Source organism: Kribbella qitaiheensis (assembly GCF_014217565.1).
In the GTDB taxonomy this organism is placed as follows: domain Bacteria; phylum Actinomycetota; class Actinomycetes; order Propionibacteriales; family Kribbellaceae; genus Kribbella; species Kribbella qitaiheensis_A.
In genome coordinates this window covers 703244-717279 of record NZ_CP043661.1, presented here as the reverse complement: position 1 = coordinate 717279, position 14036 = coordinate 703244, and the positions used below count along the sequence as shown (strand labels likewise).

The following is a 14036-nucleotide window of genomic DNA, read 5'->3' as shown; positions in this document are numbered from 1 at the left end:
CCGGGTGGATATCTCCCCCGGCGCCCTCTCTCAGCGATAGGCGACCCCGACCCTGACGCCGAGGCCGCCTCCGTCAGACCCCGTCGCTCACCCCGATGGTGGGAGGACGATGGTGATCATGGTCGCGCGACTGGCCGCGTTGGTGGTTGCTGTCAGCCCGCCGGCGCTACCGGTGGGCACCGGCGCTCCACTGTCCGCGACGAGTGATGCGATCAGTCCGCTGCCGGATCCGATCCGCTCGTCCCTGTCCACCGAACCGGCCGGGCTGGTCCAGTTCGTCGTCGTCGACGACTTGTCCGCCCAGTAGGACAGCAACCATGATCCAGCGGCACTCACGTTCGCCGTCGGCGTCACGTGCGCGGTCACCGCGGTGGTGTCGGACCGTTGGCCCACCGTGCCCAGCGAGGCACCCCCATATCCCGTCAATTGCAGGGAGACCTTGGCGTAGGTGTCGAAGGTCAGGCGCACTGCCTGGCCGGCATCACTCGCCGACGCGATCTTCGACCACGCCATCGTCCGCTGTGAGCCGGACACCACGTTGACGATCGAGGTCCACCCGGTCACCCCTGTCGGTCCGGTGACTGTCGCGGTCGTCAGGTTCAGCGTCGCGAAGAGCACGAGCACGTCACCCGCCTGCACGGTGCTCGGCACTGCGAACGCCGGGCTCGTCGTATTGCCGTTGTATCCGATTGCGCCGTGGAAGGCGATCCCGGTGGACGTTCCCCCCACCGTGACCGGATGGGTGACCGTGTTTGTCGCCCCGGCGCCGTCAGTCACGGTGAGCGCGACGGTGTAGGTGCCGGCTGCACCGTAGGTATGAGCCGGTTGGGCTCCTGTACCGGTGGTGCTGTCGCCGAAGTTCCACGCATATCCGGCGATGGGGCCTTCGGCATCGGACGAGCCCGAGCCGTTGAAGGTGCACGACAGGCCGGTGCAGCTGGACGTGAACGCGGCGACCGGCGCGGTGTTGCCGCCCGGCACCGTGTACGCCAAGTGCAGCACCGGCGTGGCAGGACCGTCGTGCGACGACGCACGGCGCTCCCCTGTGCCGCTCAAGGAGAATCCCAACGCGTTCCCTCGCCGCCAACCCGGTCGGCTGAGCACCTCCTGCGCCTCGACGCGCAGATCGGCCGTGCGCTGCGCAGTACCGGCCTGGCCTGTTCCTGTCCACGCGGCCGCGTTCCAGGTGGCATGTGCCTGCGTCCGTGGACGCGAAGTCACACCCGTCGGAGACGTGGTGAAGGCCGGTGTGTCGTTCTCCGCTATGCCGTAGATCTGTACGGCGGTCGTGCCGGAGTTCGCCCCTGCCGAGGTGAATTGGACCCACGCCTCCGTGACCGTTGCGCCCTGGGGCACGTCGAGGTTGTCGAAGCGGAGCCCCACCGTCTGCGTCGTCGTACCGGCATTCGGGACGTTCAGCGTCGTGCCGACCCAATCCGCGTACCCCGTGGGCCGCTGCTCGACATCGTCGAACGCCCTCTGGACCGGGGTATCGAGTGGAAGAGCCCCGCCCGGAGCGACGACAGCGACCTGCAGATCGTCGGACCCGGACAGTGCGGAGTCGCTACCGACAGCCCGTACGACGTACGTCCCTGCGGCACTGAAGGTCGCCGAGGTTTGGGCCGAGGACGGCGATCCGAAGGTGACTGTTCCCGGGCCGCTCACCTGCTGCCAGTCGACCGTCGTCGCCGACGTGGGCAGCCCGTCATCTCGTACGACGGCCTGCAGAGCAAGCGATTCGCCGACATGCGTTGGCTGATCATTGCCCACCGAGACGACCGGGGCGAGATTCGGTATCGGCGGCAGCTGGACCGACATCTCGTACAGCTTCCCGTCGTTCTCCGCCGGGTTCGTGTCGTTGTCCACGCCGCGGTCGACGATGTACAGATCCCAGCGCGACGGGTCGTTGCTCGCGGGTGCGACGGTGATGCCGGCCGCGAAGACCTGGTTCGAGGCCGCGATGTTGATCTTGTTCACCAGCTGCATGTTGCGGTTGAACTCGTACGCCGTCTCCGTAGCGCTGTCGACGACCAGCACGGTGTTGCGCCCGGGGTAGAAGCCGATCCCTTCCGGGTCGTCCACCCCGTAGCGGCCGATGTCGAACTCGGTGTCGATGTCGTCGCCGGTCGGCGCCACGCCGTTGAAGAGCCCATCGGGACCGGGTGACACCCGATGGATGTCGGTGTCCGCGCCTTCCAGCACGAACACCTCACCGGTCGGTGGGAAGAACTCCACGTCCTCGGAGTCCCCACCTCCGAACGCAGCGGTGCTGAACGTCGTACGGACGTCGTCGCTCGTCCCGTAGCGCCCGTCCGGACCCCCTGCCAGCTCGTACACCCGCGCCTGGTCGTCATCCGACAGGAAGACGTGCTTGTTGGCGGGGTTGTAGCCGATGCCGGCCGGCTCGTGCGTGTAGGAAGTCGTGACGCCGGTGTCCTGTAGGACGCCGGACAGGCTGGTCTCGTACAGATTGACCCCGCGGAAGATGCTGACCTCGTCCACCTCGGCGTCCGAGATCAGCAAAGTGTTGCGGTCACTGTTGTAGGTGATACCCGACGGGTCTGGTGACGGTGGGTTGTAGTTCGCGGTCGACACCGTCCTGACCAAGGTGGCGGTCAGATTCGCCGCCGCGGCCGGCAGCGTCGACCAGACGAGCGCCATCGGCGCTATCAGGAGCGCGGCAACGGTGCCGGCAAGCACCCCTCGACCCGGGCGCCGCTTCTCCCGCTGTAACTGTCTCCCCCTGCCGTGATGAACGTTGATCCGTGGAAATTCGGACATGGTCATAGCAGCCCCCCAAGGCCACCCTGGCGACCCCTCGCCTGTTCCCCTCGGTGGCCTGTTACCCCAGAAGGTGCTCCACGGTGGTCGCAGTGTCAACGCCTCGTTGCCTTCGGCTGATCGGCTGATCGGCTGATCGGCTGATCGGGTGCGGTGGCCGGGAGCGGACCGGCGGACCGATAGCGTTCGGGGCGTGACTGTGGATGATGTCGCCGGTTCGAACCAGCCCGCGCGCGCCGAGGCCGGCCCGGACGTGGCGATCAGGACCGTGGCGGTCGGCAAGAGTTACGGCACCGGGGAGACCCGGATCGACGCGCTGGCCGACGTCGGCGTCGACTTCGGCAAGGGCCGGTTCACGGCGATCATGGGCCCGTCCGGGTCCGGTAAGTCGACCTTGCTGCACTGCCTGGCAGGACTGGACCGGCCGACCAGTGGTCAGGTGCTGTTCGGCGATCTCGATCTGACCCGATTGCCCGAGAAGGCGCTCACCCACCTGCGCAGGGACCGGGTCGGATTCGTGTTCCAGGCGTTCAACCTGATCCCGACGCTGACCGCGCTGGAGAACATCACGCTCCCGCTCGACCTGGCCAACCGCAAACCCGACCAGGCCTGGCTCGACACCGTGATCGCGACCATCGGCCTCGGCGACCGGCTGACCCACAAGCCGTCCGAGCTGTCCGGCGGTCAGCAGCAGCGGGTCGCCTGCGCCCGGGCCCTCGTCTCCCGGCCCGATGTGGTCTTCGCCGACGAGCCGACCGGCAACCTCGATTCCAGTTCGTCCGCCGACGTGCTCGGATTCCTGCACCGCTCGGTCCGCGATTTCGGCCAGACGGTGGTGATGGTGACCCACGACCCCAGCGCCGCGGCGTACGCCGATCGGGTGCTGTTCCTCGCGGACGGCCGGTTGCGTTCGGAACTGCTGGACCCGACCGCCGAGTCGGTCCTGGATGCGATGAAGCAACTCGAGGTCGGCTGATGCTCAAGCTCGGCCTGCGGTCGGTGCTCGCCCACCGCCTCCGCTTCGTCCTGTGCACGGTCGCCGTTCTGCTCGGCGTCGCGTTCGTCGCCGGCGCCCTCATCTTCACCGACACCCTCTCGGCCGCCCTGAAGAAGAACTTCGCCGGCAGCTCGGCGGACATCACTGTCACACCGGTCACCGCACTCGACACGACACCCGGTACGGCGAACGCCAAGCCGCCGACCCTCAGTTCCGGCCTCGCCGACCGCATCGCCGCGATCCAGGGCGTGGCCGGCATCGACCCGCAGCTCCTCGTCGGCGGCGTCCAGATCATCGGCTCGGACGGCAAACCAACCGCCACGTACGGCGTACCGATCTATGCCGCCGGCTGGCCGCACAACCCGTTGACCGCCCCCTTCAAGCTGCTCGACGGCAACCAGCCCTGGGGCCAGACCCAGCTCGGCCTCGACCAGTCGACCGTCAACCGCGAGGGCTTCCAGCTCGGCGACAAGGTCAAGGTCATCACCCCCGCCCGAGCCGTGACGGCCACTCTCACCGCGATCACCACCCCGACCCTCTCCGGCTCGTCGGCAGGCACGCCACTCGTCACGTTCGACCCCGCGACCGCTCAGCTCTTCCTCCTCGGCCAACCCGGCTGGACCTCGATCAGCGTCGCGGTCCGTCCCGGTCAGGACCCGCAGGAGGTCAGCAAGGCGATCGCGACCCTGGCCGGCCCGGAGGTCCGCGTCCGCACCGCCGCTCAGGTCTCGACCGAAGGCGAGAGCGCCCTCAACGACACGTTCGGCGGCTACAGCGCAGTACTGCTCCTGTTCGCGGCCCTCGCCCTTTTCGTCGGCGCGTTCCTGATCGTGAACACCTTCGCGATGGTCGTCGCGCAACGCTCCCGCGAGCTCGCGATGCTGCGCGCGATCGGCGCCTCCCGCGGCCAGGTCACCGGCACCGTCCTCGCCGAGGCGCTCGTGATCGGCGCGATCGGCTCGACCCTCGGACTGCTCCTCGGCGCCGGAGTCGCCGCCGGGCTGCAGTTCTCGTACCAGCATCTCGACCTCGCGATCCCCAGCGCCGCCCTCAAGATCAGCGCGGCCACGGTCATCGCCGCCTACATCGTCGGCATCGGCGTCACCCTCGCCGCGGCGTACCCAGCAGCCCGCCGCGCGGGCAAGCTTCCCCCGGTCGCAGCCATGCGCGACGACGTCACCATCCCCGAACGCTCGCTGCTCGCCCGGCTCCTCGTCGGCGGATTCATGTTCCTGATGGCGGCCACCCTCTACGCCATCGCCCAGTCCGTCCGCGGCCTCGCCGGCGCCATCCTGCTGAGCCTCGGCGCCGCCCTCGCGCTGCTGGGCGTGGTGCTGACCAGCCCACTGATCAGCCGGTACGCCGTACGCGGGCTGATGTCGCCGTTCGGGCGCAAGGCGCCGGTCACGCTCGGCCGGCGCAATGCCGAGCGGAATCCCCGCCGGACCTCCGCGACGGCGTCCGCCCTGATGATCTCGCTCGCCCTGATCAGCGGTCTCGTCGTGATCGCCTCCTCGGCCAAGGCGTCCGTCGACCGCAGCATCACGGACGCGATCGGGACCTCCGAGCTGGTCGTCACCAACGACGGCGGCGACGGCTTCAGCGGCCGGATCGGCGACCGGATCAGCGCGGTACCGGGCGTTTCCGCCGTGCATCGGGTCCGGCAGATGCCCGCCAAGGTCGGCGCCAGGCCGTTCCAGCTCCGCGGTGTCGACGACGGCACGCTGAGCGGCTCGATCACCACGAAGGTCGAGTCCGGTTCGCTCGACGCGCTCAAGGCAGGCCAGGCGGTCCTCCCGCGCAACGTCGCCCGGACTCTCGACCTGACCGTCGGCAAGACCGTCCAGGTCATCACCCCCAGCGGCAAGCACCAGGTCACGGTCGGCGCCGTGATCGAACCGAACCGGCAGCTCAACGGCATCGTGGTCTCGCTGCCGAAGTTCACCGAGCTCGGCGGCGCCTCGACCGATCTCACCCTGTACGTCGAGGTTGCCCAAGGCACCGACCTCGCGCCGGTCCGGATCGCGGTGATCGGTCAGTTGCACGACTACCCGACCTTGCTGGTCCGGGATCAGCAGGCGTACGCACAAGGCGAGCGCGGACCGATCAACGCCGCCCTTGCCGTCGTCGGGATGCTGCTGGCACTCGCCGTACTGATCGCCATTCTCGGCATCGTGAACACGCTGGCGCTCTCGGTGGTCGAACGCACCCGGGAGATCGGCCTGCTCCGCGCGATCGGGATGGACCGGCCGCAACTGCGCCGGATGCTGCAGGTGGAATCGATCGCGATCAGCCTGCTCGGCGCTCTGCTCGGAGTCCTGATCGGCGTCCTGTTCGGGGCCGCGATCCAGGCGGTGATGGTCGACGACGGACTCGGCGTGCTCGACATCCCGGTGCTCCAACTCGTCATCGCGGTGGTGGTCGCGGCAGCCGTCGGAGTACTCGCTGCAGTCTGGCCGTCACGCCGCGCAGCGCGCCTGGACGTACTGCGGGCGATCGCCACCGAATGACCTGGCCGCTCCGGTCCGCGAACCGGAGCCAGGAAAGAGATTCACAGGTAGCCTGCGGGAATGCCGGGCAGTGTGCAGTCCATCGAGCGGGCTGCGGCTGTGTTGCGACTTCTCGCGGCGGCACCGAACGGCCTGGGCGTCGCCGATCTCGGCAACGCGCTCGGACTTGCCAAGGCCACCGTGCACGGCATCGTCAGGACGCTGCATCAGGTCGGCTTCGTCGAGCAGGATCACAGCGGCGCGCACTACCACCTGAGCGACGCCTTCGGCCGGCTCGGTGAGACCTACCTCGATCCGAACGAGCTCCGCAGCCGCGCGATCAACTGGGCCGACTCGCTCGCCTCCCGCAGCGGCGAGGTCGTCCGCGTCGGCCGGCTGGTCGAGGGCAAGGTCGTCGTCGTCCACCACGTCTTCCGCCCCGACGACAGCGACCAGAACCTGGACGTCGGTACTACGTTGCCGCCGCACGCCTGCGCGCTCGGCAAGGCGGTCCTCGCGTTCGACGCCGGTGGGACCGCGAAGCCACGCAAGCTCGATGCCTACACGACCCGGACGATCATCCAGCCTGCCAAGTTGCTCGACGAGCTGGCCGCAGTACGGGCCAAAGGCTGGGCGGGTGAGTTCGAGGAGCACACCATCGAGCTGGCCGGGATCGCGGCGCCGATCCGCGGGCTCGGTGGCCTGGTGGTCGGTGCGGTCGGACTGACGGGCCGGATCGAGCGGATCTGCGACAGCCGGCTGCGGCACCGGACCGACCTGGTCACGATGGTCCGCGCCACCGCCGAGGCCATCGGCCGCGATCTCCGTGAGGAGCGCTGATGGCTGAGCAGTACGTCGCGGCCGTGGACCAGGGCACCAACTCGACCCGTTGCATCTTGTTCGATCGGCGCGGGCGGCTGGTGTCGGTGGCGCAGCGTGAGCACAAGCAGTACTTCCCACGACCGGGCTGGGTCGAGCACGACGGGGCCGAGATCTGGCGCAACGTGACCCGGGTGGTTCCGTCCGCGATCCGGCAGATCGGTGCCGAGCCGGCCCAGATCGTTGCCATCGGCATCACCAATCAGCGCGAGACCAGCCTGCTCTGGGACCGCCGGACCGGTCAGCCGATCGGGCACGCCGTGGTCTGGCAGGACACCCGGACGGACCGGCTCGTCAAGGAACTCGCCGGCGACGAGGGCGCGGACCGGTTCGCGGACCTGTGCGGGCTGCCACTGACGACGTACTTCTCCGCGCCGCGCCTGCGCTGGATGCTCGACCACACCCCCGGACTGCGAGGTCGCGCGGAGCGAGGCGAGGTCCTCTTCGGCACGATGGAGTCCTGGCTGATCTGGAACTTCACCGGCGGTCCGAACGGCGGGTTGCACGCGACCGACGTGACGAACGCCAGCCGCACGATGCTGATGAACATCGAGTCGCTCGAGTGGGACGACGAGTTGCTCGCGGCCTTCGACGTGCCGCGGTCGGTGCTGCCCGAGATCCGGCCGTCGTCCGGGGTCTTCGCGACCGCGACCGAGGTGCTCCCCGGCGTACGGATCGGGGCGGCGCTCGGGGATCAGCAGGCCGCCCTGTTCGGCCAGACCTGCTTCAGCCCGGGAGAGGCCAAGTGCACGTACGGCACCGGGTCGTTCCTGCTGCTGCACACCGGCAAGGAGATCGTCCGGTCGACGCACGGGATGCTGACCACCGTGGCGTACCAGATCGGCTCCGAGCCCGCGGCGTACGCGCTGGAAGGCTCGATGGCAGTGACCGGGTCGCTGGTGCAGTGGTTCCGCGACGGGCTCGGGCTGATCCACACGGCGGCCGAGATCGAGACGCTCGCGCGGACCGTCGAGGACAACGGCGGCGCCTACATCGTGCCCGCGTTCTCGGGGTTGTTCGCGCCGCATTGGCGAAGTGAGGCGCGAGGTGTGATCGCGGGCCTCACGTCGTACATCACGAAGGGCCATCTGGCCCGGGGCCGTGCTGGAGGCGACCGGGTTCCAGACGCTGGAGGTGGTCGACGCGATGAACGCGGACTCCGGTATCGCGCTCACCGCGCTGAAGGTCGACGGCGGGATGACGGCGAACAACCTGCTGATGCAGTTCCTCGCCGATCTGCTCGACGTCCCGGTGGTGCGGCCGATGGTCACCGAAACGGTCTCTCTCGGCGCCGCGTACGCCGCCGGCCTCGCGGTCGGCTACTGGCCCGACCTCGAGGGCCTCCGCAGCAACTGGCATCGAGCCGGCCAATGGCTCCCGCACATGGACCCCGACCGCCGCTCCACCGAATACGCCAACTGGCAAGCCGCAGTCCAGCGAACCTTCGGCTGGATCCGCCCGGACCAGTAGTCAGCCGCACCAGATTTCCTCAGCCGACATGCCCTCACGCGGCGGCCGGCACCTCGTCGGTGATCGGGGCGGCGTGAGCTTCTTCGATGCCGGCCGCGGCGAGTCGGTCCAGGGTGCGCTCCAGCACCGCGGTGTCCTCCAGCGTCCGCACCTCGGTGATCTTGCCCCAGCGCATGGTGAGGAACTGGTGCACGACATTCTGGTACCGCGTCCCGTCGGCCAGGCCGACGTCGACGGTGACGGCGGTCGCCACCTTCGTGTGCCAGGGCCACCCCGCCACGAGTACGTCCCGCACCTCGAAACGAGTCTCCGGCAACAACCTGAAGCAGCGCTCCCACCAGCGCCGAAGCGCCTCGTGCGTATGCCGCTCGCCGGACAACGCGTGGTCGCCGTAGAACCGGTAGGTGAACTTCGGCGCCATGCCGGCCACCATCGCCTCCCAGTTGCCCGCGCTGATCTCCGCGAACGCCTGTCGCACCTTGCCGGCCACGAATCGGTGGTACACGCCCACATCCCTCCGTCGGTGAGCTCCCCACCCTAGGACCAGTGAGTTCAATGGCGCAACTGACTAGGATGGCGGCATGCGGAACACGAGCTTCGCCGGGATGCACTGCTCACTCGCCCAGTCGCTGGAGGTGATGGGCGACTGGTGGAGCCCGTTGGTCCTCCGCGACCTCTACCTGGGCCTGGACCGGTTCGACCAACTCGTCACCGACCTGGGCATCTCGCGAAACCTGCTCACCGATCGGCTGAACACGCTGATGACGGCCGGCCTGATTGCGCGTACGCCGTACCAGGAGAACCCGGTCCGGTACGCCTACGAGCTAACCGAACCCGGCCGCGAACTGATCCTGATCCTGATCGCCCTCACCGCGTGGGGCGACCGCTGGGCAACCCCACCCGCCGGCCAGCCCATCCGCTTCACCCACACGACGTGCGGCGAGGTCACCACGCCGACCATCTGCTGCTCCGAATGCGGCGACCCCCTAACGACCGAAACCACCACCCCCTCCCCCGGCCCCGGCGGCCGCACCGCCCCCGGTACCGCCCTCATCGCCACCGTCATGACCCACTGAACGACAACGTCCGAAGAGCCGAGGGTCAGACCCCTCGGTTCTTCGGACGCAAGCGGTGGCAGGGTCAGACTGGGGAGACGATGTCGGGGGCGCCCAGGCGGACCTTGTCGGCGGATTCGTCGTCGGGTTGTTCCTGGGAGTCGCGTTCGGACCGGACGCGTTGCTGGTAGAAGGAGACCTCGCGTTCGATGGTCGCCTCGTCCCAGCCGAGGACGGGGGCCATCAGGCGGGCGGCCGCGTCCGCTGCTTCCACGCCGCGGTCCCAGGCCTCGATCGAGATCCGGGTGCGACGAGCCAGTACGTCGTCCAGGTGGCGGGCGCCTTCGTTCGTGGCGCCGTACACGACCTCTGCCTTCAGGTAGTCCTGCGTGCCGGGCAACTGCTCCCCCAGCGACGGATCCTTCTCGACGAGCGCGAGCACCTCGTCGATCAGTGCGCCGTACCGGTTCAGCAGGTGCTCGATCCGGGCCACGTGCAGCCCGGACCGCCGCGCGATCAGGTGCCGCTGGTTCCACATCGCGTGGTACCCGTCGGCGCCGACCAGTGGGGTGTTCTTGGTGACCGACTTCGGCACCCGCCCGTCGAGCGCGTTCGCGGCCGCGTCGACCGCGTCCTTGGCCATCACCCGGTACGTCGTGTACTTGCCACCGGCAACGACAACCAGTCCGGGCGCCGCGTGCGCGACGACGTGCTCGCGGGACAGCTTCGACGTACTCTCCGACTCCCCCGCCAGAAGGGGTCGGAGCCCGGCGTACACGCCTTCGACGTCTTCCCGCGTCAACGGCGTCACCAGTACCGCGTTGACGTGGTCGAGCAGGTAGTCGATGTCCTTGCTGGTCGCGGCCGGGTGCGCCTTGTCCAGGCTCCAGTCGGTGTCGGTGGTGCCGATCAGCCAGTGCCGGCCCCACGGGATGATGAACAGCACGGACTTCTCGGTCCGCAGGATCATCCCGCTGCTGGACTGGATCCGGTCCTTCGGCACGACCAGGTGGATGCCCTTCGAGGCGCGCACGTGGTACTGCCCGCGCTCGCCGACCATCGCCTGGGTGTCATCGGTCCACACCCCGGTCGCGTTCACGACCTGCTTGGCCCGTACTTCGAACTCGCGGCCGCTCTCCAGATCCTTCGCCTGGACCCCGGTCACGCGCTCACCCTGCCGGAGGAACCCGGTCACCTTGACCCGGTTCGCGACGTGCGCGCCGTACGACGCCGCAGTACGGGCCAGCTCCATCGTGTGGCGAGCATCGTCGACTTGCGCGTCGTAGTACTGCAGTGCTCCGACCAGAGCGGACTTCTTCAAGCTGGGCGCCAGCCGCATGGCGCCACGTCGGGTCAGGTGCTTGTGGATCGGCAGACCCGCGCCGAGCCCCGAGCTGAGCGCCATCGCGTCGTACAGCGCGACGCCCGAGCCGGCGTAGAACCGCTCCCACCACCGGTGCTGCAGTGGGTACAGGAACGGCACCGGCTTCACCAGGTGCGGTGCCAGGCGCTGCAGCAGCAGACCGCGCTCCTGCAGCGCCTCGTGCACCAGACGGAAGTCGAGCATCTCCAGGTAGCGCAGGCCGCCGTGGATCAGCTTGCTGGACCTGCTGGAGGTGCCACTCGCGAAGTCACGAGCCTCCAGCAACCCCGTGGTCAGGCCCCGGGTCGCGGCGTCGAGGGCCGACCCGGTGCCGACCACCCCACCGCCGATCACCAGGATGTCCAGCTCCCGGCCGTCCGCCATCGCGTCGATGGCCTCGGACCTCGCTTGCGGTGACAGAGCCACTGCGCCCACTGTGCTTTCCTTCCGTTATCCAGCCTTGTACTACGTACTGCAGCTCGAACTAGTCGACGTCGACCCAGTCAAGAGTGCGCTTGACGGCCTTCTCCCAGCCCTTGTACCCCTCGGCACGCTGCTCGTCGTTCCACTCCGGGCTCCAGCGCTTGTCCTCGTTCCAGTTCTGGACCAGCTCTTCCTTGGTCTTCCAGAACCCGGTGGCCAGGCCGGCCGCGTACGCCGCCCCGAGCGCCGTGGTCTCCGCGACGACCGGCTTGCTCACCGGTACACCGAGGATGTCGGCCTGCATCTGCATGCACAGCTCGTTCGCCGTGACGCCGCCGTCCACCTTCAGTACGTCGAGCTTCACGCCGGAGTCCTTCTCCATCGCGTCCGCCACGTCCTTGCTCTGGTAGCAGATCGCTTCCAGTGTTGCGCGCGCGAGGTGAGCGTTCGTGTTGAAGCGGGACAGCCCGACGATCGCGCCACGCGCGTCGGAGCGCCAGTACGGTGCGAACAGACCGGAGAACGCCGGTACGAAGTACACACCGCCGTTGTCCTCGACCTGACGGGCCAGGGTCTCGGTCTCGCTGGCACCGGAGATGATGCCGAGCTGGTCCCGCAGCCACTGGACCGCGGAACCCGTCACCGCGATGGATCCCTCCAGCGCGTAGACCGGGTCCTCGTCGCCGAACTTGTAGCACACCGTGCTGAGCAGGCCGGCCTTCGACCGCACCAGCTCGGTGCCGGTGTTCAGCAGCATGAAGTTGCCGGTCCCGTAGGTGTTCTTCGCCTCGCCCGGCTTGAAGCAGACCTGGCCGACGGTGGCCGCCTGCTGGTCGCCGAGGATGCCCGTCAGCGGCACCTGACCGCCGAGGGGGCCGTTGGTCAGGGTGTCGCCGTAGGTGTTCGGGTCCGACGACGGCCGGATCTCGGGCAGCATCTGGCGCGGGATGTTGAAGAACGAGATCAGCTCGTCGTCCCAGTCGAGCGTCTCCAGGTTCATCAGCATGGTCCGGCTGGCGTTCGTCACGTCGGTGATGTGCGAACCACCGTCGGTGCCACCGGTGAGGTTCCAGATCAGCCAGCTGTCGGTGTTGCCGAAGACGGCGTCACCGGCCTCGGCCGCTTCGCGGACCCCGTCGACGTTCTCCAGGATCCACTGCACCTTGCCGGCCGAGAAGTACGTCGCCGGCGGCAGGCCGGCCTTCTGCCGGATCACGTCGCCCTTGCCCTCGCGTTCGAGCGCCGAGGCGATCCGGTCGGTCCGGGTGTCCTGCCAGACGATCGCGTTGTAGTACGGCCGGCCGGTCTTGCGGTTCCAGACCACGGCCGTCTCGCGCTGGTTGGTGATGCCGAGCGCCGCCAGGTCGCTCGCATGCAGGCCGTTGGCGTTCAGCGCGGTCCGGATCACCGAGCTGGTGCGCTCCCAGATCTCCACCGGGTTGTGCTCGACCCAGCCGGCCTGCGGCAGGATCTGCTCGTGCTCGAGCTGGTGCTTGCCCACCTCGTTACCGGAGTGGTCGAAGATCATGAAGCGGGTACTCGTGGTGCCCTGGTCGACGGCACCTACGAAGTCAGCCATGGAAAGTCCTCTCCTCACACTGGGTGGTCATGCGGTGGTCGTCTCTGCTCCGGCCGCTGCCTCATCGGTGGGGATGCGGCCGGGCTCCTCGTCCTCGTCCGAGATCGGCAGGTGACGGCCGACCAGCAGGTCGTACAGGGCAGCGCCGACCAGCGCGCCGATGATCGGTGCCACGATCGGCACCCAGAAATAGACGTCCCCGAACTGATCCTTCATCGCTCCGCCGTACCCGGTGAAGAACGATGCCAACCGGGGCCCGAAGTCGCGGGCCGGGTTGATCGCGTAGCCGGCGTTGGTGCCCCAGGCCATTCCGATGCCGACCACGAGCAGGCCGACGATGAACGGGGCAAGATTGGCCGCGGGTGCGGTGTTGCGGAGATCGGTGATGGCCAGGATGACCATCATCAGGATCGCCGTACCGATGATCTGGTCCCGGAAGCCGCCCCACAGGTGGACGCCGAGATCCATGCTGCCGTTACCGGGCAGCGTGGAGAACACGCCCTGGGACTTGATCGTCAGGCCCGGGTCGACCTTGTGCAGTGCCTCGGTGTAGTTCCAGCGAACCACGAGCGCCGCCAGGAACGCTCCGAGGAACTGTGCCACCGAGTACGGCAGCACCTTCTTCCAGCTGAACCCGCGGAACGCCGCCAGCGCGATCGTCACCGCCGGGTTCAGGTGCGCGCCGGTCATCCGGCCCGCCACGTAGATACCCAGTGTCACTCCGAGTCCCCAGGCCCACGCGATCGAGTCGTGGTCGCCGATACCACCGGCGACTACCTGGGCGACGACGCCACAGCCGAACAGGATCAGGATGAACGTGCCGGCGAGCTCGGCGGAACACTCCCCCAGAAGGGTTTTCGCCTTGACCGCCTCAGTCGTAGCCATGCTTGGTCTCCCTTCCACTCCGTGACGACCACGGAGGATTGGAATCTAAGAGCGTCTGCCAGGCGGCACAACGACCCTCGTTCGACATTGTCGAACGCGCCGCCGCGCGGCAAGC

Annotated in this window: 9 protein-coding genes and 1 pseudogene; 5 read left to right on the top strand and 5 right to left on the bottom strand. The window is 68.4% G+C overall.

The genetic code is table 11. The annotated features are described in order from the left end of the window. Positions 1-87 precede the first annotated feature (87 nt). A complete protein-coding gene (locus F1D05_RS39645) occupies positions 88-2700 on the bottom strand; it encodes a PKD domain-containing protein (RefSeq protein WP_281388900.1) in 2613 nt (870 codons plus the stop codon). 280 nt (positions 2701-2980) lie between these two features. On the opposite strand from F1D05_RS39645, the gene F1D05_RS03045 reads away from it, so the two are divergent. The 4 genes and pseudogenes from F1D05_RS03045 to glpK (F1D05_RS03030) all read left to right on the top strand — a co-directional run bounded on the left by F1D05_RS03045 (position 2981) and on the right by glpK (F1D05_RS03030) (position 8616). Further along, on the top strand, positions 2981-3757 hold the full coding sequence (locus F1D05_RS03045) for an ABC transporter ATP-binding protein (RefSeq protein ID WP_185448965.1): 777 nt from the start codon (positions 2981-2983) through the stop codon (positions 3755-3757). Continuing rightward, positions 3757-6288: an ABC transporter permease gene (locus F1D05_RS03040; protein ID WP_185445902.1), complete on the top strand. Its 2532-nt coding sequence runs from the start codon at positions 3757-3759 to the stop codon at positions 6286-6288. Before F1D05_RS03045 ends, F1D05_RS03040 begins: the two co-directional genes overlap by 1 nt. Positions 6289-6348: 60 nt before the next feature. Next, a complete protein-coding gene (locus F1D05_RS03035; protein ID WP_185445901.1) occupies positions 6349-7107 on the top strand; it encodes an IclR family transcriptional regulator in 759 nt (252 codons plus the stop codon). Continuing rightward, positions 7107-8616 (top strand): annotated as a pseudogene (gene glpK / locus F1D05_RS03030) (glycerol kinase GlpK). Before F1D05_RS03035 ends, glpK (F1D05_RS03030) begins: the two are co-directional and overlap by 1 nt. 34 nt (positions 8617-8650) lie before the next feature. Here glpK (F1D05_RS03030) and F1D05_RS03025 read toward each other — a convergent pair. Next, positions 8651-9121: a nuclear transport factor 2 family protein gene (locus tag F1D05_RS03025; protein ID WP_206686060.1), complete on the bottom strand. Its 471-nt coding sequence runs from the start codon at positions 9119-9121 to the stop codon at positions 8651-8653. Between the two features lie 76 nt (positions 9122-9197). On the opposite strand from F1D05_RS03025, the gene F1D05_RS03020 reads away from it, so the two are divergent. Then, complete coding sequence (locus F1D05_RS03020) at positions 9198-9692, top strand: winged helix-turn-helix transcriptional regulator (RefSeq protein WP_185445900.1); 495 nt, start codon at positions 9198-9200, stop codon at positions 9690-9692. Between the two features lie 64 nt (positions 9693-9756). Here F1D05_RS03020 and F1D05_RS03015 read toward each other — a convergent pair whose 3' ends face one another. From F1D05_RS03015 to F1D05_RS03005, 3 genes are read right to left on the bottom strand one after another with little or no spacing between them, the layout of a single operon-like run. After that, complete coding sequence (locus F1D05_RS03015) at positions 9757-11469, bottom strand: glycerol-3-phosphate dehydrogenase/oxidase (RefSeq protein WP_219732990.1); 1713 nt, start codon at positions 11467-11469, stop codon at positions 9757-9759. A 49-nt stretch (positions 11470-11518) separates the two neighbouring features. Next, a complete protein-coding gene (glpK, locus tag F1D05_RS03010) occupies positions 11519-13036 on the bottom strand; it encodes a glycerol kinase GlpK (protein ID WP_185445899.1) in 1518 nt (505 codons plus the stop codon). A gap of 27 nt (positions 13037-13063) precedes the next feature. Further along, positions 13064-13921, bottom strand: coding sequence for an MIP/aquaporin family protein (locus F1D05_RS03005; protein ID WP_185445898.1), 858 nt, complete (start codon positions 13919-13921; stop codon positions 13064-13066). Positions 13922-14036 lie beyond the last annotated feature (115 nt).